Annotated in this window: 17 protein-coding genes; 4 read left to right on the top strand and 13 right to left on the bottom strand. The window is 62.5% G+C overall.

The features are described 5' to 3' along the window. Positions 1-168: 168 nt before the first annotated feature. The 3 genes from KI242_RS28780 to KI242_RS28790 are packed head-to-tail and all read right to left on the bottom strand — an operon-like array spanning position 169 to position 2,872. Positions 169-894, bottom strand: a complete 726-nt coding sequence (locus KI242_RS28780; protein WP_011063855.1) for a type 1 glutamine amidotransferase — start codon at positions 892-894, stop codon at positions 169-171. Then, complete coding sequence (locus KI242_RS28785; protein ID WP_212805745.1) at positions 894-2,177, bottom strand: aminotransferase class III-fold pyridoxal phosphate-dependent enzyme; 1,284 nt, start codon at positions 2,175-2,177, stop codon at positions 894-896. Before KI242_RS28785 ends, KI242_RS28780 begins: the two co-directional genes overlap by 1 nt. Then, positions 2,174-2,872: an MOSC domain-containing protein gene (locus KI242_RS28790; RefSeq protein WP_015637267.1), complete on the bottom strand. Its 699-nt coding sequence runs from the start codon at positions 2,870-2,872 to the stop codon at positions 2,174-2,176. The genes KI242_RS28785 and KI242_RS28790 overlap by 4 nt, the downstream gene beginning before the upstream one ends. Positions 2,873-2,974: 102 nt before the next feature. On the opposite strand from KI242_RS28790, the gene KI242_RS28795 reads away from it, so the two are divergent. Further along, positions 2,975-3,904, top strand: a complete 930-nt coding sequence (locus KI242_RS28795; RefSeq protein WP_011063858.1) for a LysR family transcriptional regulator — start codon at positions 2,975-2,977, stop codon at positions 3,902-3,904. Between the two features lie 237 nt (positions 3,905-4,141). Here the strand turns inward: KI242_RS28795 and KI242_RS28800 are convergent, their stop codons facing one another. From KI242_RS28800 to bioB, 10 genes are all read right to left on the bottom strand, one after another. Continuing rightward, complete coding sequence (locus KI242_RS28800; protein WP_019094528.1) at positions 4,142-5,920, bottom strand: acyl-CoA dehydrogenase C-terminal domain-containing protein; 1,779 nt, start codon at positions 5,918-5,920, stop codon at positions 4,142-4,144. 183 nt (positions 5,921-6,103) lie between these two features. Continuing rightward, a complete protein-coding gene (locus KI242_RS28805) occupies positions 6,104-7,900 on the bottom strand; it encodes an acyl-CoA dehydrogenase C-terminal domain-containing protein (RefSeq protein WP_011063860.1) in 1,797 nt (598 codons plus the stop codon). 91 nt (positions 7,901-7,991) lie between these two features. Then, the gene (locus KI242_RS28810) at positions 7,992-9,284 is read right to left on the bottom strand and encodes a GGDEF domain-containing protein (RefSeq protein WP_011063861.1); all 1,293 of its coding nucleotides are present in this window, start codon (positions 9,282-9,284) and stop codon (positions 7,992-7,994) included. Positions 9,285-9,504: 220 nt separating this feature from the next. Then, a complete protein-coding gene (locus KI242_RS28815; protein WP_015637270.1) occupies positions 9,505-11,310 on the bottom strand; it encodes a phenylacyl-CoA dehydrogenase in 1,806 nt (601 codons plus the stop codon). Between the two features lie 296 nt (positions 11,311-11,606). Continuing rightward, the gene (locus tag KI242_RS28820; protein ID WP_011063863.1) at positions 11,607-11,903 is read right to left on the bottom strand and encodes a hypothetical protein; all 297 of its coding nucleotides are present in this window, start codon (positions 11,901-11,903) and stop codon (positions 11,607-11,609) included. A gap of 107 nt (positions 11,904-12,010) precedes the next feature. Beyond that, positions 12,011-12,691 carry a dethiobiotin synthase gene (bioD, locus tag KI242_RS28825; protein ID WP_011063864.1) on the bottom strand — a complete coding sequence of 227 codons (681 nt, stop codon included), beginning with the start codon at positions 12,689-12,691 and terminating at the stop codon, positions 12,011-12,013. Continuing rightward, complete coding sequence (bioC, locus tag KI242_RS28830) at positions 12,688-13,500, bottom strand: malonyl-ACP O-methyltransferase BioC (RefSeq protein WP_212805746.1); 813 nt, start codon at positions 13,498-13,500, stop codon at positions 12,688-12,690. Before bioC ends, bioD begins: the two co-directional genes overlap by 4 nt. Beyond that, positions 13,493-14,224: an alpha/beta fold hydrolase gene (locus tag KI242_RS28835; protein ID WP_041120124.1), complete on the bottom strand. Its 732-nt coding sequence runs from the start codon at positions 14,222-14,224 to the stop codon at positions 13,493-13,495. Before KI242_RS28835 ends, bioC begins: the two co-directional genes overlap by 8 nt. Then, positions 14,217-15,395, bottom strand: a complete 1,179-nt coding sequence (gene bioF / locus KI242_RS28840) for an 8-amino-7-oxononanoate synthase (protein ID WP_212805747.1) — start codon at positions 15,393-15,395, stop codon at positions 14,217-14,219. The genes KI242_RS28835 and bioF overlap by 8 nt, the downstream gene beginning before the upstream one ends. Before the next feature lie 123 nt (positions 15,396-15,518). Beyond that, positions 15,519-16,574, bottom strand: coding sequence for a biotin synthase BioB (gene bioB, locus KI242_RS28845; protein WP_011063868.1), 1,056 nt, complete (start codon positions 16,572-16,574; stop codon positions 15,519-15,521). A 90-nt stretch (positions 16,575-16,664) separates the two neighbouring features. On the opposite strand from bioB, the gene KI242_RS28850 reads away from it, so the two are divergent. The 3 genes from KI242_RS28850 (at position 16,665) to KI242_RS28860 (ending at position 20,224) form a co-directional block, all read left to right on the top strand. Further along, positions 16,665-17,405 carry a ComF family protein gene (locus KI242_RS28850; protein WP_077934884.1) on the top strand — a complete coding sequence of 247 codons (741 nt, stop codon included), beginning with the start codon at positions 16,665-16,667 and terminating at the stop codon, positions 17,403-17,405. Positions 17,406-17,470: 65 nt separating this feature from the next. Beyond that, a complete protein-coding gene (locus KI242_RS28855) occupies positions 17,471-18,235 on the top strand; it encodes a TOBE domain-containing protein (protein WP_011063870.1) in 765 nt (254 codons plus the stop codon). A gap of 84 nt (positions 18,236-18,319) precedes the next feature. After that, positions 18,320-20,224, top strand: a complete 1,905-nt coding sequence (locus KI242_RS28860) for a PhoX family phosphatase (protein WP_212805748.1) — start codon at positions 18,320-18,322, stop codon at positions 20,222-20,224. Positions 20,225-20,334 lie beyond the last annotated feature (110 nt).

Below are 20,334 nucleotides of genomic sequence, written 5' to 3' on the forward strand. Positions count from 1 at the left end.
CCACGCTCAACAGCTTGATGGCCATGGCGCCCGTACAACGAGCCGGTACTTGAAGGAGGTTGCAAGAACAAAGAAGGGGTTTGAAAAAGCTGGAGATAAAAAAACGCCCCGTGCGAAAAATCGGACACGGGGCGATGCGTTATACCGCGAGACGGTTCAGGAAGTCAGTCAACGTAAGGTCGCATGTGGCCCGGAAAGGTAATCCAGCACCCGGAACAGCGTGGGTGCCAGACCACTGCAATGCGGGATTCCGGCGAGAATCGCCTGTTGATCCTCGACGCTATCGGGCTCGGCGCTGTGTTCAGCGCTCAGCCAACCGTTGGGGCGCGCCTGCAAAAGTGCCTCGATGCTGTGCAAGTCGCTCTGCAACAGGCATTGCAAGCCGATGGCCCGCTCCTGCCAGATAAAGCCCTGGTGATCGCAGGCCGCCGAGCGATAGAGCGGCAACGCGCCCTTGGGCAGATCGAAGCTTTCGCCGTGCCAATGAAAGGCCATCAGACGTTCCGGCAAGGCCAGCCCCAGAGGCGAGTCCTGGGCGTTGGGGTACTTTTCCACAGGCCACCAGCCAATCTCCCGCGCTGCACTGGGGCGAACCTGCGCTCCCAGCGCCTGCGCCAGAAGCTGGCCACCCAGGCCGATGCCCAGCACGCGCTTGCCGGCAGACAGGGCCTTGCGCAACAGGCGTTTTTCCGCAGCCAGCCACGGAGTCTGGGCCTCGTCGTGCACACTCATGGGCCCACCCAGAGCGATCAGCAGGTCGAAACTGTCGAGCCGCGGCAAACGTGCCTGGGCGTACAGATGGCAGATGTGCACGGCGCTCGCCCGCTCCAGCAGCCACTGGTTGATCCGCCCCGGTCCGGAGGCAGGCGAATGTTGCAGGATCAGTACACGCATCAGACGGCCACTCCCTTGCGACATTGCAATTGCGCCGTGCGCACCCGGGAAAAAGCCCGAGCCAGGCGCAGGAGCATTTCGTCGATATTGCCTTTGCTGACACTCAATGCCGGGGTAAAACGCAGGCAGTCCGGTTGCGGCGCGCTGAGCAGCAAGCCTTCATGCAAGGCGGCCTTGATCACCGCGTCGGCGGACTCATCCGCCAGGGTCATGCCCCACAACAAACCCTGCCCCCGCACTTGGCCCTGTGCATACCGGCTCGCCAGGCGGGTCAGTTCCTGCCCCAGGTACTGGCCGTTATGGCGCGCCTGCTGAAGAAAGCCATGCTCCTGCAAGCTGTCCAGAACCGCCAGGCCGGCCGAGGTCATCAGCGCATTGCCATGGTGAGTACCATCCAGCTCGCCCGCCTCGAAACAGCAGGCCTTGCCCCGTGCCAGCAACGCCGCCAGTGGCACGCCACCGCCGAGCCCCTTGCCCAGAGCGATGATGTCGGCACGCACGCCATACAGCTGTTCGGCCAGCAGGGTGCCGCAGCGGCCGATGCCAGTCTGGACCTCATCGAGAATCAGCAGGATGCCCAGTTCACGGCACAGGCGCTCGACACCCTTGAGGTAATGCTCGGTCGCCGGAATGACACCAGCCTCACTCTGGATCGGCTCCAGCATGATCGCCACGGTTTGCGCATCCACCGCCGCGTGCAAAGCCGGCAGATCGTTGAACGGCACCTGGCTGAAACCCGGCAGCCCGGGGCCGAAACGATTGCCCGGAGCGCCGCTGCCAGCCGCCGACAACGCAGCAAAGCCACGACCATGGCAGCTCTGGCTGGCGGTGATGATGCCAGCCGCGCCGCCACGATGCAGTTGCCCCCATTTACGCGCCAGCTTGATTGCGGCCTCGCAAGCTTCAGTGCCGCTGCTCAGCAGGTAGGCCTGGTCGCTGCCGGTGCTGCGGCACAGGCGATCGGCCAGCTTGAGCATGCCACGGTTGTAGAACCCGGAACCCGGGTTGATCAGCGACTGCGCCTGCTCGGCAAGCGCGGCGACCAGGACCGACGGGCTGTGGCCAAGACTGTTGGCGGCCCCGGCCTGGGTGAAGTCCAGGTAAGTGCGGTCTTCACTGTCCCATAGCCAAGAGCCCTGGCCGCGCACGAAGACCGGTTGGGGACGCTGCACACTGGGCATCAGGCACTCGTTGGAAAAGGCCGGGGCCGAAGCGTTTGCATAGGGCTCGGCGGCCAGATCTTCCAGGCTCGGCACAGTGCGGCGCAGGTTGAACAGATTCATGCCCGCAGGCCCTCCAGCGGCAGCCCCAGCAGGCGCGCGGACCAGTCTTCAACCCGGCCAGTACGCATGCGCTTGATAGCAATATCACGCCAGCGCGAGGAAAGCGCCGGGCAATCAATGAGGGTTTTCAAGCCAGCATGCTCCAGAGGTTCCTGGAAAAAACAGCGCAGGGCCCAGGCCACGGTGAGGCCGGGGTAACTGCGCTGAATCAGTTCAAAAGGTTCATCCGCTTGTACGAAACCTGGCTTGAGGACCCGGTAAAACCAGCCGCAACGACCATTGTCCTGGGCCTGTTGCGGCAGATTGGCCAGGCCCCAGCGATGGCTCAGGCGATAGCAGGGCGAACGCGGCTGGCTGACCTGCAATAGTGCACCGCCCCAGCGAAACAGATCGCCCAGGCACACCTGTTCTTCGGTGAGGCCATGGGTGGACAGGTTTTCACCGAAGGCCGGCGCGCACCAGGCGAACTGTGGGTAACGTTTGCGCCAGTGGTCATAGTGTTCAGCGGGGTAATGATGCAAGGCGCGCTCGGGACCGGTGTGAAAGCGCGGATCGCCGTGCTCATCGCTGCCCAGGCCTTGTGGCCACAACCAGAGTCGGTTGGCAACCGGGTACTTGTCAGTGTCGCTGACCAGACCCTGGCCGAGATTTTTTGCCTTGCCTATGTAAACACCATCGACGTAAACGGTATTCATCGCCCTTCGTGGCCCTGTAAGCCTTGTGAATAGGCGCTAGACTAGGCCCCTCCGGGGCTTCGGGCCATTTCGTTTTTTAAGCTTTTTCGATAAGAAATACTTATGGATTTTAAGCAGCTGCGTTATTTCGTCGCGGTGTATGAAGAAGGTCATGTGGGACGTGCCGCCGAACGGCTGTCGATCTCGCAACCGGCGCTTTCCCAGCAGATCCGCCAGCTGGAACAGAACCTCGACGTCAGCCTGTTCGAGCGCAGCAGTAAACGCCTGTTGCCGACACTGGCGGCGCATACGCTGTACAACCACGCCCTGCCCCTGCTCGACGGCTTGCAACAGGCCCGCGAAGCCTTGCGCAACTTCAAGGGCCAGGCGCTGCGCACCTTGGCGATCGGCGTACTGCAAACCGTGCATACCAGCCTGGTGCCGCAGATGCTTGAGCGTGTACGCAAGGCCCAGCCCCATCTTGTGGTGCAGATCTATGAATTGACCGGCCTGGAGATCGAAAGACGCCTGCTCAATGGCTCGCTGGATATCGGCATCAGCTACTTGCCGCCACGCCAGCCAGGTCTGCATGGGGTACCGCTGTACGAAGATGAACTGACTCTGGTCATCCCGGAGCAGCATCCGCTGCGCGAGTTCAAGAAGGTCTCCATGAGCCAGGCAGCAGAGTTGCCGATGCTGTTGTTGGGAGAGGAGTTCCAGATCCGCCAGATCTGGCAGGCTCAACTGGCCAATCTGGGGCGGCGCCCGCAGGTGCAGGCGGAGCTGAACAACATGGCCGGGATTCTCGACAGCCTGCCCCATACACGGCTGGCCACCGTGCTTCCCGGGCGCTCCCAACAGCAGCACGGCAACAAGGAACTGTTGTGGAAACCGCTGAGCGAGCCCAGGGTGCCGCTAAAGGTGGGGTTGGTCTGCCGGGATCTGCAGCGTCAACAGGGGACGCTGGAGCTGCTGCGCAGCTTGTTGGAAGACTCGATGAATGCGCAGGAGCCGCGCCTGGGGGGAACTTCCGCCGTGGAGGTGCCGGGATAAGCCTGCCAAAATAAAAAACCCGGACAAAAGAAAACCCCGCCGAAGCGGGGCTTTGCAGACTGTTTCCCTGACATCCTTTTCACTCCACCATCCTGGCGGAATCCTACGTGTCCGTGTTGTTGCTTTGCGCTTCCTGCGCGACGTCCATGTGAAGTAGATTAGCTTCAGCCGTCATCTACCGATATGGACGATCAGCAGCACGTTATGTAAGAGATGACTTACAAACGCCCTTGCTGGTTAAAACTGCTCAGCCTGCAACAGGAACAGCGATTCGCTACCGGCCTTGACCGAGGCGCTAAGCGAGTGGATACGCGGCAGCAGGCGGGCGAAGTAGAACCGCGCCGTCCCCAGTTTGCTGGCATAGAAGTCGTCTTCCTGCTCCTTGCCCAACGCAGCCTTGGCCATCAGTGCCCACATGTAGGCGTAGGCGGTGTAGCCAAATACCTGCAGGTATTCCACCGACGCTGCCCCGATTTCGTTGGGGTTGCTGGCGGACCGGTCCAATACCCAGGCGGTCAGCTCATCCAGATTGTCCAGCGCCGCGTTCAGCGGGCGGGTGAACTCCCCCCATTGCTCATCCGCCGTAGCGGTGAAATGGCGGATCTCGTCGGCAAACAGCTTATAGAACGCACCGCCGCTCCCGACGATCTTGCGTCCCACCAGATCCAGAGCCTGGATACCGTTGGTGCCCTCGTAGATCTGGGTAATCCGTACATCGCGTACCAGTTGTTCCTGGCCCCACTCACGGATATAGCCGTGGCCGCCGAATATCTGCTGGCCATGAACCGTGGTTTCCAGACCCAGGTCGGTCAGGAAAGCCTTGGCCACCGGGGTCAGCAAAGCCACCAGGCTTTCCGCGCGCTTGCGGGTATCCGGATCTTCGCTGAACTTGGCGGTATCCAATTGCATCGCCACATAGGTGGAAAATGCCCGGCCGCCTTCGTTTGCAGCCTTCATGGTCAGCAGCATGCGCCGCACATCCGGGTGCACAATGATCGGGTCGGCTACCTTGTCCTTGGCTTGCGGGCCGGTAGGCGAGCGGCTCTGCAGGCGATCACGGGCATATTCAATAGCGTTCTGGTAGGAACGCTCGCCAGTGGCCAGCCCCTGGATACCTACCCCCAAACGCTCGTAGTTCATCATGGTGAACATGGCCGCCAGGCCCTTGTTCGGTTCACCCACCAGGTAACCGATGGCCTGATCGAAGTTCATCACGCACGTGGCCGAAGCCTGGATGCCCATCTTGTGCTCGATCGAACCACAGGTCACCGGGTTGCGCTCGCCCAGGCTGCCATCGGCATTGACCATGAACTTGGGCACCAGGAACAGGGAAATACCCTTGGGACCAGCCGGCGCATCCGGCAGCTTGGCCAGCACCAGGTGAATGATGTTTTCCGTCAGGTCGTGCTCACCACCGGTAATGAAGATCTTGGTTCCGCTGATGGCATAGGAACCGTCGGCCCGAGGCTCGGCCTTGGTGCGGATAATCCCCAGATCGGTACCGGCATGGGGCTCGGTCAGGCACATGGAGCCTGCCCAGACACCGGCATACATGTTCGGCAGGTAGGTGGCTTTCAGCTCTTCGCTGGCATGGGCGTTGATCGACAGGCAGGCCCCGGCAGTCAGCATCGGGTACAGGCCAAAGGCCAGGCTCGCGGAGTTGACCATTTCCTCGACCTGGGCCGATACCGCCTTGGGCATGCCCATGCCGCCGAACTCGGGATCGCCACCCACGCCGACCCAGCCACCTTCGGCGTAGGTCTGATAGGCCTGTGGGAAACCTTCAGGGGTGGTCACCACGGTGTTGTCCCAGTGGCAACCTTCCTCGTCGGCACCGCGACTCAGCGGAGCGATGCTTCTGGCGGTGACTTTGCCCGCTTCCTCCAGAATCGCCTCGACCGTCTCGACATCCACAGTCTCAGCCAGAGCCGGCAACTGGGCCCAGAGTTTGGCGACCTCGAAAACTTCATTGAGGACGAAGCGCATATCGCGCAAGGGCGCTTTGTAGTCAGCCATGGCAAACCTCGCAAGAACTAAAAAAGCGGGCCGAAACGGACCCATTTAGAAAACCAGAGTGTACCCGAACAACTTTTGCGACACATAGGGTCAACTAGTGACCTTTATGTAATTTTTAGTCACAGATATTCCCAAGCACGAAAAAACCCGCAGCAGCGGGCTTTGTTCGTGCCGCCCTAGCAGTTACAAGGCGAACAACTGCGCGGGAAGCTTCATCAGGCAATCACTGCCGGCCTCGATGGCCGCCCGATGAGCCCCCGTACGGGGCAGCAGGCGCTTGAAATAGAACTCGCAGGTGATCAGCTTGGCGGTGGCGAAGTCCTGGTCGCCCTGCCCGGCGTCCAGTTGCTGCTGGGCGACCAGAGCCATGCGCAACCAGAAATAGGCCAGGACGATGTAGCCGCTGTACATCAGGTAATCCAAAGCCGCGGCCCCCACTTCGTCGGGGTTGTTCATGGCTGCCATGCCGACCTTGGTGGTCAACTCGCCCCACTGACGGTTCAAGGCATCGAGTTGCGCGACATAAGCCTGGAGCTGCGGATGCTCGGCATGCGCGCTGCAGAACTTGTGCACAATCCGGGTAAAGCCCAGCAGCAGCTTGCCCTGGCTGCCCAGCACCTTGCGGCCCAGCAGGTCCAGGGCCTGGATGCCATTGGTACCTTCATAGATCGGCGCAATGCGGCAATCACGTACCAACTGCTCCATGCCCCATTCGCGAATAAACCCATGACCGCCGAACACCTGCATGCCGTGGTTGGTCACTTCCAGCCCGGTCTCGGTCATGAAGGCCTTGCAGATCGGGGTGAGGAACGCCAGGAGGTTCTCGGCGTCCTGGCGCTGGGCTTCATCGCGGCTCAGATGCGCCACATCCAGCAACTGGGCGGTGAAGTAGGCCAGGGCCCGGTTGCCTTCGTTGAACGCCTTCATGGTCAGCAGCATGCGCCGCACATCAGGGTGGACGATGATCGGGTCCGCCGCCTTGTCCGGAGACTTGGGGCCGGTCAGCGACCGCATCTGCAAACGATCGTTGGCGTATCTGATCGCCCCCTGGAAGCTGGTTTCGCCCAGACACAGGCCCTGCATTCCGGTCCCCAGGCGGGCGTGGTTCATCATGGTGAACATGCAGTTCAGGCCTTTGTTGGCCTGACCAATCAGAAAGCCCCTGGCACCGTCGAAGTTCAGTACACAGGTCGCGGACGCCTTGATCCCCATCTTGTGCTCGATGGAGCCGCAGCTCACGCCATTGCGCTCGCCGGCCTCACCTGCCGCATCCGGCAGGAACTTGGGCACGATGAACAGCGAAATACCCTTGGTTCCGGCCGGCGCGTCCGGCAGCTTGGCCAACACCAGGTGAACGATGTTCTCGCTCATGTCGTGCTCGCCGGCGGAGATGAAGATCTTGCTCCCCGTCACCGCATAGCTGCCGTCTGCCTGGGGCACCGCGCGAGTCTTGATGATGCCAAGATCAGTGCCGCAATGGGCTTCGGTCAGGCACATGGTGCCGGTCCATTGCCCGGCGGTGAGCTTGCCCAGGTACAACTGCTTCTGTTCCGCGCTGCCGTGGGCATGAATAGCCGACATGGCACCGTGGGTCAGGCCCGGGTACATGCCCCAGGAGGTGTTGCTGGAGCCCACCATCTCGCTGATCACCAGCCCCAGCGAGTGGGGCAGTCCCTGGCCGCCATAGGCCGGATCGGCGGCCAACCCGTGCCAGCCGCCTTCAACGTACTGGGCGAAAGCCTGCTTGAAGCCCTTGGGCGTGGTGACCACGCCGTTATCAAAGTGGCAACCTTCCTCGTCACCGGAACGGTTCAACGGGGCCAGGACGTTTTCGCAGAATTTCGCGCCTTCCTCGAGGATGGCACTGACCATGTCCGGGCTGGCGTCAGTGGCCCCCAACGCCGCGTAACTGGCATGAAAGTCGAAGACGTGATCGATCAGAAAGCGCATGTCGCGCAAGGGGGCTTGATACTCGGGCATGGTGGTTTCTCCGGCAGCAGATCAGACCAACCTACTGCCGCCGCCCTCAGCCTGCCAATGACTGTGCAGGCGCTGAATGCGCCATCATCACTCAACCCGCAGCTGTATCCATGCGCACCGCACCGCGGCGGTTCTGCCCGAATGCAATGACACAGTTACGCCCCGCCCCCTTGGCGCTGTAGAGCGCCTGGTCTGCAGCCTTGAGCACTTCCTCCGGAGTCCGGTGCTCTGCCAGCCGCTCGGCGACGCCGATACTGATGGTCACCGAGACACTGGACGCGGCAGCGACACCGCGACGCTGGCGACCCTGCTGGTCGTCCTGAGGGCGGTTGTCCTGATTACGCAGTTGAATGTTGTAGGTGGCGATGATCTCGCGAATCATCTCCAGATGCGGCATGCATTCGTCCATGGTCTTGCCGGCGAACACCACGGCAAACTCCTCGCCTCCGTAACGGTAGGCCCGGCCGCCCCCGGTGACTTTCGAGAGCTTGCTGGCCACCAGGCGCAACACCTGGTCGCCCACATCGTGCCCGTGGGTGTCATTGAATTTCTTGAAGTGATCGACGTCGGTCATCGCCAGCACATAGTTGCGCCCCAGGCGCTGCATGCGCTCATTAAGCGCCCGACGTCCCGGCAGGCCGGTCAGCTCGTCGCGGAACGCCATCTGGTAGGCCTCGTGGGCGACAGCAGCAGCGATCATCAGCATCACCTGGCTGCACATGATGTTCAGGGTGAACGGCAGGATGAAGGTCTTGGGCAGCATCCAGAACAGCCCCAGAAGCCCCACCAGCTGCGCCGCGTGCAGCGGACGCGGGCTGCGCCAGTACTGGATCGCCAGCAGCAGGAAGGCTGCGAAGAACACTGGATACGACAACTGGATCAAACTCATCCAACTGCCATGCAGGGCCGGCCAGCGGATCTCCGCCAACCAGTTCAGCAGAGCCTGCGGGTAACTCTGCTCGAGCCCCAGAGCCACACTGCCGAAAGCCAGCAGCACGGCAAAACGCGCCACCATGTCCTGGAACAGGTGCGTGCGCTCCTGCCAGGCAGCGAACAGGCCGAACAACAGGGGCAGCAACAGGCAGCAGAGATGGAACACCACCGCCGCGTCTTCCCGGACCCTGCCGTTGTCCCGGTAGTAGTCGGTCTGGGTGTCCAGCAGGAAATAGGCGATGTACACGGTGACCATCAAGAACAGTTCGCGCTGGCGCCGATACACCGCACAATACGCCCCGCCCAGCAACAGCACCAAGGTTGGCAGCACGTTGAACAGCGAGGTGAAGAAGACGTTGAGGTCCTTGACGTAGGCGGCCGCCAGCCCCGCAAGCAGAAGCAGTAAAGACGGTACAAAGTGACTGAAACGTACAGCGAAAGAACGCGGCAAGGGTAAAACTCCGACCCGGCTGATCAATGAATGGCATTGTGCCTTCATTTGTTGAAGTTAAGCACACGCGGTGTGATGGACATCACATTGCCATCTCTTTAACGGCAGGAAATCGCTTCTGCTTAGCGATTTAGTCGGGAATTTTCATGAAGATTCTGCGGGCATAAAAAAACCGCTCGCCCCAAGGGGCGAACGGCTTTTCGAACCACTGCGGTCGGGCTTAGTAAGCCAGGCCGAAGTCTTCTTCCTTCATGTCCATCAGGTTGTTGGCACCCGAAAGCATGGTTGCAACGTGAGTGCGGGTACGCGGCAGGATGCGCTGGAAGTAGAAACGCGCAGTCTGCAGCTTGGCGGTGTAGAACGCCTCTTCGGTGGTGCCGGCTGCCAGCTTTTCTGCCGCCAGGCGTGCCATGTCGGCCCAGAAGTAGGCCAGGCAGGCATAACCGGAGTACATCAGGTAGTCCACGGAGGCCGCGCCGACTTCTTCGCGATCTTTCATGGCAGCCATACCGACCTTCATGGTCAGCTCGCCCCATTCTTTGTTCAGTGCAGCCAGGGGTGCGACGAATTCCTTGACGGCTTCGTTGCCTTCGTTGTTCTGGCAGAACTTGTGGACGATCTTGGTAAAGCCTTTCAGAGCCTCGCCCTGAGTCATCAGCACTTTACGGCCCAGCAGGTCGAGTGCCTGGATACCGGTGGTGCCTTCGTACAGCATCGAGATACGGCTGTCGCGAACGTTCTGCTCCATGCCCCACTCGGCGATGAAGCCGTGGCCGCCATAGATCTGCACACCGTGGTTGGCGGATTCAAAACCAACTTCAGTCATGAACGCCTTGGCGATCGGAGTCATGAACGCCAGCAGTGCGTCGGCTTTCTTCTTCTCTTCTTCATCCACACCGTACTTGACGATATCGACCTGCTTGGCAGTGAAGTAGACCATTGCCCGGTTGCCTTCGGCGAAGGCCTTCATGGTCAGCAGCATGCGGCGCACGTCAGGGTGCACGATGATCGGGTCGGCAGCCTTGTCCGGCGCTTTCGGGCCAGTCAGGGAGCGCATTTGCAGGCGATCGCGAGCGTACTTCAGGCCGCCCTGGAAGCCGATTTCGGCATGGGCCAGGCCTTGCAGAGCGGTACCCAGGCGCGCGGTGTTCATGAAGGTGAACATGCAGTTCAGGCCTTTGTTCGCCGGGCCGATGAGGAAACCGGTGGCCGCGTCGAAGTTCATCACGCAGGTGGCGTTACCGTGGATCCCCATCTTGTGCTCCAGGGAACCACAGCTCACGGCGTTGCGCTGACCTACGCTGCCATCAGCGTTAGGCAGGAACTTGGGCACGATGAACAGCGAAATACCCTTGGTACCGGCCGGTGCGTCCGGCAGGCGGGCCAGAACGATGTGGACGATGTTGTCGGCCATATCGTGTTCACCGGCAGAGATGAAGATCTTGGTGCCAGTGACTTTGTAGGAACCATCGGCCTGAGGTTCGGCCTTGGTGCGCAGCATGCCCAGGTCGGTGCCGCAGTGCGGCTCGGTCAGGCACATGGTGCCGGTCCACTCGCCGGACACCAGCTTGGTCAGGTAGGCCTCTTGCTGCTCGGCAGTACCGTGTTCGGAAATGGTGTTCATCGCGCCATGGGACAGGCCAGGGTACATGCCCCACGACCAGTTGGCTTCGCCAACCATTTCGCTGACCGCCAGGCCCAGGGATTCAGGCAGGCCCTGACCACCGTGCTCAACGTCGTGAGCCAGGCTTGGCCAGCCGCCTTCGACGAATTGCTTGTAGGCTTCCTTGAAGCCGGTAGGGGTCTTAACGCCGGATTCACTCCAGGTGCAACCTTCCAGGTCGCCCACACGGTTCAGCGGAGCCAGCACCTGCTCACAAAACTTGGCACCTTCCTCGAGAATGGCGTCAACCATGTCCGGAGTGGCGTCCTGGCAAGCCGGGAGGCTCTGATAATGCGCCTCATAGCCGAGCAGCTCGTCACGAACGAAGCGAATATCACGCAAGGGGGCCTTGTAGTCAGGCATAGCGATAAACCTCTGCTGATGTAACCGGGAATGAACAACCGCGTTGAGTTTTTATAGCGGTCAAACAGTTGTTTGAAACATACGTTTACGCCCAAATCTTGTCAAGCGTCGCGCCAATGCCTTTCGTCATCGAAACAAAATGCATACGCAGGCGAACACCCACGGCACTGCCATGAAGTGTAGGAGCCGACGCACCGGCAATCAGTCAGGGAAAGGAATCAGCGAGAGCCGCTATCAACAGAAAAGGCATGAAAAAGCCCGGTCTCTCTGGGAGGCCGGGCTTTTGCAGAGGGTAATCAGGCGTAGGTATCGATCAGGGTGCCGAGGACTTCATCCGAGGCCTTGGCGACATTGACGCCCAGTTCTGCCTGGATCTTGCCCATGGACATCTCCACCATGCTGCTGGCCAGATCCGATTCCTGGCTGCGATCCACAGCGCGCAGGCGGTCAACCTGAACATCCGACGACTGGCTGCCGGCAGAGCGTTCAACTGCAGTGCTGGCAATCTGGCCGGCGGCTTGATCGACGCGATTCTGCCCGGTCTGGATAGCGTTCAGCCCGGCGTAGAAAGCGGTGTTCCCGGAGATTTGCATGGGAGAACTCGACCTTGAGAATGAGTGACAGGTGTCATTGAAGCAGACCCGTCAAGAAAACACCCGTCAAAAACACTAATGGCAATATGCCTTGCAATAGGCAAAATCTAGTCCAGCAGATCCAGTTGCAAATGCTCGGCCACCGCCTCGGCGCTGGCCGGCTTGAGTTTCGGCACCCTGCCCAGGCACGGGGCCGGCAAGCGCTCGGCCAGGGTTGCGAGGTTTTCCTCCAGACGAGAGGTCTTTGGATCGATGATATTGGCCACCCACCCCGCCAGTTGCAGGCCGTCCTGAGCGATGGCTTCGGCCGTCAGCAACGCATGATTGATGCAACCCAGACGCACGCCCACCACCAGGATCACCGGCAACCCCAGCGCCATGGCCAGATCCGACAGATTGTCCTGGTCTGCCAGGGGGACCCGCCAACCACCCGCGCCTTCAATCAGCGTGAAGTCCGCGCCCTTGGCCAGCAGATGGCGCATGGGCGTCAACAGCGACTGCACGGTCAGCGCAACCCCGGCCTCTCGCGCTGCCAGATGAGGGGCGATGGCCGGTTCGAAGGCAACCGGATTCACTTCTGCATAGGCCAACGGCAACGAAGACTGCGCCTGCAATGCCAGGGCATCGGCGTTACGCAGGCCCTTGGCCGTCAGCTCGCAACCCGAAGCCACCGGCTTGCCCGCAGCAGTACTCAGGCCGGCCAGACGCGCCGCATGCAGCAAGCCGGCCGCAATGGTGGTTTTCCCCACATCGGTATCGGTACCCGTAATGAAGTAGGCAGGGCTCATAGCGGTTTCTCCAGCACGGCATAGACCACTTGATAAGTCGCCGGCAGGCCCTTGGCCTGTCGGAAACCCTCGTAGGCATCGATCAACCCGGCGATCCGCGCCCGTCCGGTCAAGCCGCCCGGGCGTCCGGGATTGAGGTTGTGCGCGCCCAGGGCTTTCAAATCATGGGTCAGGCTGCGCACATCCGGGTAATACAGGACATGGGGCGCCTTTTCCAGACTGCGCACTTGCAAGCCACTGGCTTCACACAGCTGTCGATAATGTTCGAACTCACGGAAGCGATTGACGTGAACCTGGCCATCGACCTGCGCCCAACTTTCGCGCAGTTCCTGCAAAGTACCCACGCACAGGCTGGCAAAAGCCAGCACGCCGCCCGGCTTGAGCACCCGCATAGCCTCACTGAGCACAGCAGAGAAATCGTCGCACCACTGCACCGCCAGGCTGGAGAAGATCAATTGGCAACTGTCGCCTTGCAACGGCAGGCGTTCAGCATCCCCGGCGATGAAATGGTCCGCGCCACCCAAAGGCCGGGCGTGATTGAGCATGCCCTCGGCAATATCCAGGGCCAGCCCCTGGGCAGCACGGAAACGCTGCCCCAGCACCCGGCTGAAATGCCCGGTGCCGCAGCCCAGGTCCAGCCAGCACCGTGGCTCAAGGCCCGGGGGCAGACGGCTGAGCAATTGTTGCCCGACCGCACGCTGCAGCTCCGCGACACTGTCGTAGCTGGCCGCCGCGCGGGAGAACGAAGCCGCGACCTGGCGCTTGTCAGGCAGGCGACCGGGAAAGGCAGTCAGAGAAAGATCAGTCATCACCGGACTCATGCAAGAAAGCCTGGATCGCTCCCGCCACTCCATGGGGGTCCTCCAGGAGAAATCCGTGGCTGGCGTGTTCAATCAGGCCAACTTCAATATCCGGCAGCAAGGCCAGCAATTCACCGGCCGCCTCGGCAGGCACCAGAGCATCGAGCCCGGCAAACAAGTGCAACTGCGGCCCGCGAAAGCCTTGCAAGGCTTCGCGGGTATCCAACTGCGCCAGCAACTCCAGCCCGGCCATCAGCACCGCCGGCGCCGTGGTCGGCGCGCCGCTCAGGAGCAACCGCGACAGGCCTCGCGTGTCCGCGGCGCCCTGGGCGCAGAGCAAGGCAAAACGCTTGAGGGTGGTTCGCGGATCGGCCGCGCAGCCGGCCAGGAAGCCGTCGAAGGTTTCCCCGGCCATGGCACTGGCCCATTGTTCATGGGCGACAAAACTGGGATTGCTGGCCAGGGTCAGCAGGCCGCAGCAGCGCTCACCACGGCGCGCCGCCAGTTCCGAAGCCAGCATGCCGCCGAGGGACCAGCCACCCAGCCAGGCATTGTCCGGCACGGCGTCATCGAGTTCGTCCAGCCAGTCCTGCGGGTCGCTGGAGGTCAACTCCGGCAAGGGCTCGATCTCCACCCGCAAGTGTTCATCCAGCCCCTGCAAGGCCGCCGCCAGAGGTTCCAGCGGCGACACGCCCAAGCCCCAGCCCGGCAACAGAATCAGTCGATCACGCATGGCTCGGCTCCGCTTGCAGTTCTCTGAAACAGTCTGCCAACGCGCTTAACAATAGCTGCACCTGGGCCTCGCTGTGGGCCGCGGACAAGGTCACCCGCAGCCGCGCGCTGCCGGCCGGCACGGTAGGCGGGCGAATGGCGCTGACCATGACTCCCCGTTCACGCAGCATCTGCGACAGGCGCACGGCCCGAGCACTGTCGCCCACCAGGATCGGCTGGATCGGGGTGAAACTGTCCATCAGCTGCAGGCCGATCTGCTCGGCGCCCTGGCGGAATTGACGGATCAAGGCCGCCAGGTGCTCGCGCCGCCAATGCTCGCTGCGCAGCAGCTCCAGGCTTTTCAGGGTGGCGCAGGCCAGGGCTGGCGGCTGGCTGGTGGTGTAGATATAAGGCCGGGCAAACTGGATCAGGCTCTCGATCAGATCCTCGCTGCCGGCGACAAAGGCTCCGGCGGTGCCGAAAGCCTTGCCCAGGGTGCCCACCAGTACCGGCACCTCATCCAGCCCCAGGCCGAAATGCTCCACCAGCCCGCCGCCATTGGCCCCCAGCGCCCCGAAACCATGGGCATCGTCCACCATCAGCCAGGCGCCACGGGCCTTGGTTGCCCGAGCCAGGGCCGGCAGGTCGGCGACATCGCCGTCCATGCTGAACACCCCATCGGTGACCACCAGGGTATTGCCGGTGGCCTTTTCCAGACGATTGGCCAGGCTGTGCGCATCGTTGTGCAGATAGCGGTTGAAGCGCGCGCCGGAAAGCAGCCCCGCATCGAGCAGCGACGCGTGGTTGAGACGATCCTCCAGCACCGTATCGCCCTGCCCCACCAGCGCCGTCACCGCCCCTAGGTTGGCCATGTAGCCGGTGGTAAACAACAGCGCCCGAGGGCGGCCAGTGAGTTCGGCCAGCGCCTCTTCCAGTGCGTGATGGGGCGTGCTGTGGCCGATCACCAGATGGGAAGCACCACCGCCCACGCCCCAGCGGCTGGCACCGGAACGCCAGGCTTCGATCACTTGCGGATGGTTGGCCAGGCCCAGGTAGTCGTTGTTACAAAAGGCCAGCAATGGCTGACCGTCGACCACCACTTGCGGCCCCTGGGGGCTCTGCAGCAGCGGGCGCTGGCGATAGAGGTGTTCGGCACGGCGGGCAGCAAGGCGCGCGGCGAGATCAAAAGACATGCAGGCCTCGATGTTGGCTTACGGACAGTTCATCGCCAGGAGCTGGCTTGCCGGCGAAGCAGGCGACGCGAAATCCATGAGGCTCGCGAGATTCGCCGGCAAACCGGCTCCTACGGCAGAAGGTCAGACGGCGGCGTTGTAGAACTGCTCGCTGCTTTTCTGCTCCACCAGGGCCTGTTCGATGGCGGCCTGGTGCACCTCGTCGGCGTGTTCTTCGCGGGCTTCGGGCTGGATGCCCAGGCGCGCGAACAACTGCATGTCCTTGTCGGCCTGCGGGTTGGCGGTGGTCAGCAACTTGTCGCCATAGAAAATCGAGTTGGCGCCGGCGAAGAACGCCAGGGCCTGCATCTGCTCATTCATCGCCTCACGGCCGGCCGATAGCCGCACATGGGATTGCGGCATGAGAATCCGCGCCACCGCGAGCATGCGGATAAAGTCGAAGGGGTCTACCTCTTCGGCATTTTCCAGCGGCGTACCCGCCACCTTCACCAGCATGTTGATCGGCACCGACTCCGGATGCTCCGGCAGGTTGGCCAGCTGGATCAGCAGGCCGGCGCGGTCATCCAGGGATTCGCCCATGCCGAGAATGCCGCCGGAACAGATCTTCATGCCCGCGTCACGCACATAGGCCAGGGTCTGCAGGCGCTCGCTGTAGGTGCGGGTGGTGATGATGTTGCCGTAGAACTCCGGCGAGGTATCGAGGTTGTGGTTGTAGTAGTCCAGGCCGGCCTTGGCCAGCGCCTCGGTCTGGTCCTGATCGAGACGGCCCAGGGTCATGCAGGTTTCCAGGCCCATGGCCTTCACGCCTTTGACCATCTCCAGCACATAGGGCATGTCCTTGGCCGAAGGGTGCTTCCAGGCCGCGCCCATGCAGAAACGGGTAGAACCGATGGCCTTGGCCCGGGCGGCCTCTTCCAGGACCTTCTGCACCTCAAGGAGCTTTTCCTTTTCCAGGCCGGTGTTGTAGTGACCGGACTGCGGACAATATTTGCAATCTTCCGGGCAGGCGCCGGTCTTGATCGACAGCAGCGTGGAAACCTGGACCCGATTGGCGTCGAAATGCGCGCGGTGCACCGTCTGCGCCTGGAACAGCAAGTCATTGAAGGGCTGGACGAACAGGGCTTTGACTTCAGCCAAAGTCCAGTCATGACGCAGGGTGGCGGTGGTGCTGGCGCTCATGGGCGATTCCTTGATTATGCTTGGCAAGCGGTGCGGGACAGGAAAGCCCACAGCCGCGACACGGATGTTCGGCATATTTAAGGAAGAGCCATGCACTGTCAACCCAGATACAAAGGACCGGTTTACATCTGGTTAAAAAACAATCAGGCATGTTTATTGTGTGACGAACCCAGCGATTCGGCCCTGGCCCTGTGTGCTCCCTGCCTGGACGAGCTGCCCTGGCTCGGCGCCCAGTGTTCAGTCTGCGCCCTGCCCCTGCCTGGGCCCGGCCTCACCTGTGGCCAGTGCCTGCAAGAGCCGCCGGCGTTTCAGCGGGTGATCGCACCCTGGCGCTACGATTTCCCGGTGGACAGCCTGATCAGCCGTTTCAAGCACCATGAGAAATGGCCTTTTGGCCGGCTGATGGCCGAACTTCTCGGCCAGTTCCTCCACTATCGCTTCGATGAAGGCCTGCCACGGCCTGATTGCCTGCTGCCGGTGCCACTGTCCCGCAGGCGGCTGCGCCAGCGCGGCTTCAATCAGGCAGGCATGCTGGCCCAGTGGCTGGGCGCTTCGTTGCAATTGGTGGTGCAACCCGAGCTCCTCCTGCGCACCCAAGACACCCCCGCCCAGCAGGGCCTGGATGCCCGGGCCCGCCAGCGCAACCTGCGCCAGGCCTTCGCCCTAGCAGATCAGGCCCAGGTTGCAGGACGACACCTGGCCCTGGTGGACGATGTCCTGACCACCGGAGCCACCGCCCAGGCCCTGGCCCGTTTGCTGATCAACGCCGGTGCCCGTCGGGTGGATATCTACTGCCTGGCCAGGACCCCAAGCCCCGGCACCGGCGACTGACTTGACTCTCGTCGCCCAAGCCGCAAACTCCCAGTCCACCCCCAGTGTTCAAAGCGCCCCCCGCCATGTCCTTGCCCACTCTGTTGACCCAGCACATCGTCCGCCGCCCGCAACGCATTGCCTTGCTGCAACACATCGCCGAACAAGGCTCCATCACCCGCGCGGCAAAAAGCGCCGGCCTGAGCTACAAGGCAGCCTGGGATGCCATCGACGAACTGAACAACCTGGCCCAGAGCCCGCTGGTGGAGCGCAGCGTCGGCGGCAAGGGCGGCGGCGGCGCCAAGCTGTCCGCCGAGGGTGAGCGAGTGCTGCGTCTTTACCAGCGCCTGCAAGCTCTGCAGGCCCAGGTACTGGAAGCGGCGGAAGACACCAGCGACCTCGACTTGCTCAGCCGCCTGATGCTGCGCACCAGCGCGCGCAATCAGTTGCATGGCAAGGTCCGGGCTGTCGAAAGCCAGGGCTGCAACGACCTGATCGTCCTGGAGCTACCCGAGGGCCTGCAACTCCAGGCGCAGATCACCCACGACAGCACCCTGCGCCTGGAACTGCTGCCGGGGACCGAAGTGGTGGCACTGATCAAGGCTGGCTGGCTGGACGTACAAGCCGCGGGCGCCCAAGTAACAACTGGACACAATTGCCTGAGGGGCACGATCGAGCAAATTCTCGACGCCGAGGACGGCCCCTGCGAGGTGCGAATTGCCCTGCCCAATGGTCAGACGTTGTGCGCCCTGGCCGAGCCGTTGCTGCTCAAGACCCTGGAGTTGAAGGAATCCTCGACCGTCCAGGTGCAGTTCTCACCGTCCCACGTGCTGATCGGAACCCCGCTCTGACCAAGGCTCCACCGCCATTTCACTGCAACATATTCGTCATGGGGGCTCATTAAGGTGGCTGCAAAAACCTGCAGGGAGCCTGATATGAGCCTGTTACTAGAAGAAGACCAACCCACCGACCTGGAACAGATGGTCGGCCTCAGCCGCCGCGGTTTCATCGGTGCCGGCGCCCTGTGCGGTGCAGCGCTGTTCCTGGGCGGCAACCTGTTGAGCCGCAGCGCCCTGGCCGCCAGCGTCAGCGCCGGCACCAGCCAGTTGCTGGGCTTTGCCGGCATCCCTGCCGCCACCAGCGACAGCATCACCTTGCCACCTGGCTACAAGTCCTCGGTACTGATCAGTTGGGGCCAGCCCCTGGCCAAGAACGGCCCGGCCTTCGACCCCAGCGGCAATGGCACCGCCCGGGCCCAGGAAGTGCAGTTTGGCGACAACAACGACGGCATGAGCCTGTTCGCCTTCCCGGACGACCGCCACCGCGCGCTGATGGCCATCAATAACGAATACACCAACTACCGCTACCTCTACCCCCATGGCGGCTTGCCGCAATCCGCCGAAGACGTGCGCAAGGCCCAGGCCAGCGAAGGCGTGTCGGTGATTGAAGTGCAGCGCAAGAATGGCCAGTGGCAGTTCGTCCAGGGCTCACGCTACAACCGACGGATCCATGGCAACACGCCGATCCGCCTGAGTGGCCCCGCAGCCGGTCACGATCTGCTCAAGACCAGTGCCGACCCCAAGGGCAGGAAAGTCCTCGGCACCTTCCAGAACTGTGCCAACGGCAAGACCCCATGGGGCACCTACCTGACCTGCGAAGAGAACTTCACCGACTGCTTCGGCAGCAGCAACGCCGAGCAGAAATTCGACGCCGCGCAGAAGCGTTACGGCGCCGTGGTGGCCAGCAAGGAGATCAACTGGCACCTGTACGATCCGCGGTTCGACCTGGCGAAGAACCCCAACGAACTCAACCGTCACGGCTGGGTGGTGGAAATCGATCCGTTCGACCCGCAATCGACCCCGGTCAAGCGCACCGCCCTGGGTCGTTTCAAGCACGAAAACGCCGCCCTGGCCGAAACCCGCGACGGCCGCGCCGTGGTCTACATGGGCGACGACGAGCGTGGCGAATTCATCTACAAGTTCATCAGCCGCGACAAGATCAACCACCGCAACCCCAAGGCCAACCGCGACCTGCTGGACCACGGCACCCTGTACGTGGCGCGCTTCGATGCCGGCGACGGCAACCCGGACCACCCCAAGGGCCTGGGCCAGTGGATCGAGCTGACCCACGGCAAGAACGGCATCGACGCCAGCAGCGGCTTCGCCGACCAGGCCCAGGTGCTGATCCAGGCTCGCCTGGCCGCCAGCGTGGTCCAGGCCACGCGCATGGACCGCCCGGAATGGATAGTGGTCAGCCCCAAGGACGGCCAGGTCTATTGCACCCTGACCAACAACTCCAAGCGTGGCGAGGACGGCCAGCCGGTAGGCGGCCCCAACCCGCGGGAGAAGAACGTCTACGGGCAGATCCTGCGCTGGCGCACCGGCGGCGACGATCATGGTGCCATGAGTTTTTCCTGGGACCTGTTCGTAGTGGCCGGCAACCCGGGGGTGCACGCCGGCCAACCCAAGGGTGGGTCGTCCAACATCACCCCGCAGAACATGTTCAACAGCCCCGACGGGCTGGGTTTCGACAAGGCCGGGCGCCTGTGGATCCTCACCGACGGCGACTACAGCAACAGCGGCGACTTTGCCGGCATGGGCAACAACCAGATGCTCTGCGCCGACCCGGACAGCGGTGAGATCCGCCGTTTCATGGTCGGGCCGGTGGGTTGCGAAGTCACCGGCATCGCCTTCGCCCCGGACCAGAAGACCCTGTTCGTGGGTATCCAGCACCCTGGGGAAAACGGCGGTTCGACCTTCCCCGAACACCTGCCCAACGGCAAGCCACGCTCCTCGGTCATGGCCATCACCCGGGAAGACGGCGGCGTCATCGGCGCCTGACCCCGCCTCGCGCCCGGCCGGCTTCTGCACCCGCAGGAACCGGCTGGGTTGCGAACCCGACGCACGGCCGAACCACCGGCAAACCCTCCCCCGCTGGCTCCCCGTCTGCG

This window comes from Pseudomonas sp. Eqa60 (assembly GCF_018326405.1).
GTDB lineage: Bacteria > Pseudomonadota > Gammaproteobacteria > Pseudomonadales > Pseudomonadaceae > Aquipseudomonas > Aquipseudomonas protegens.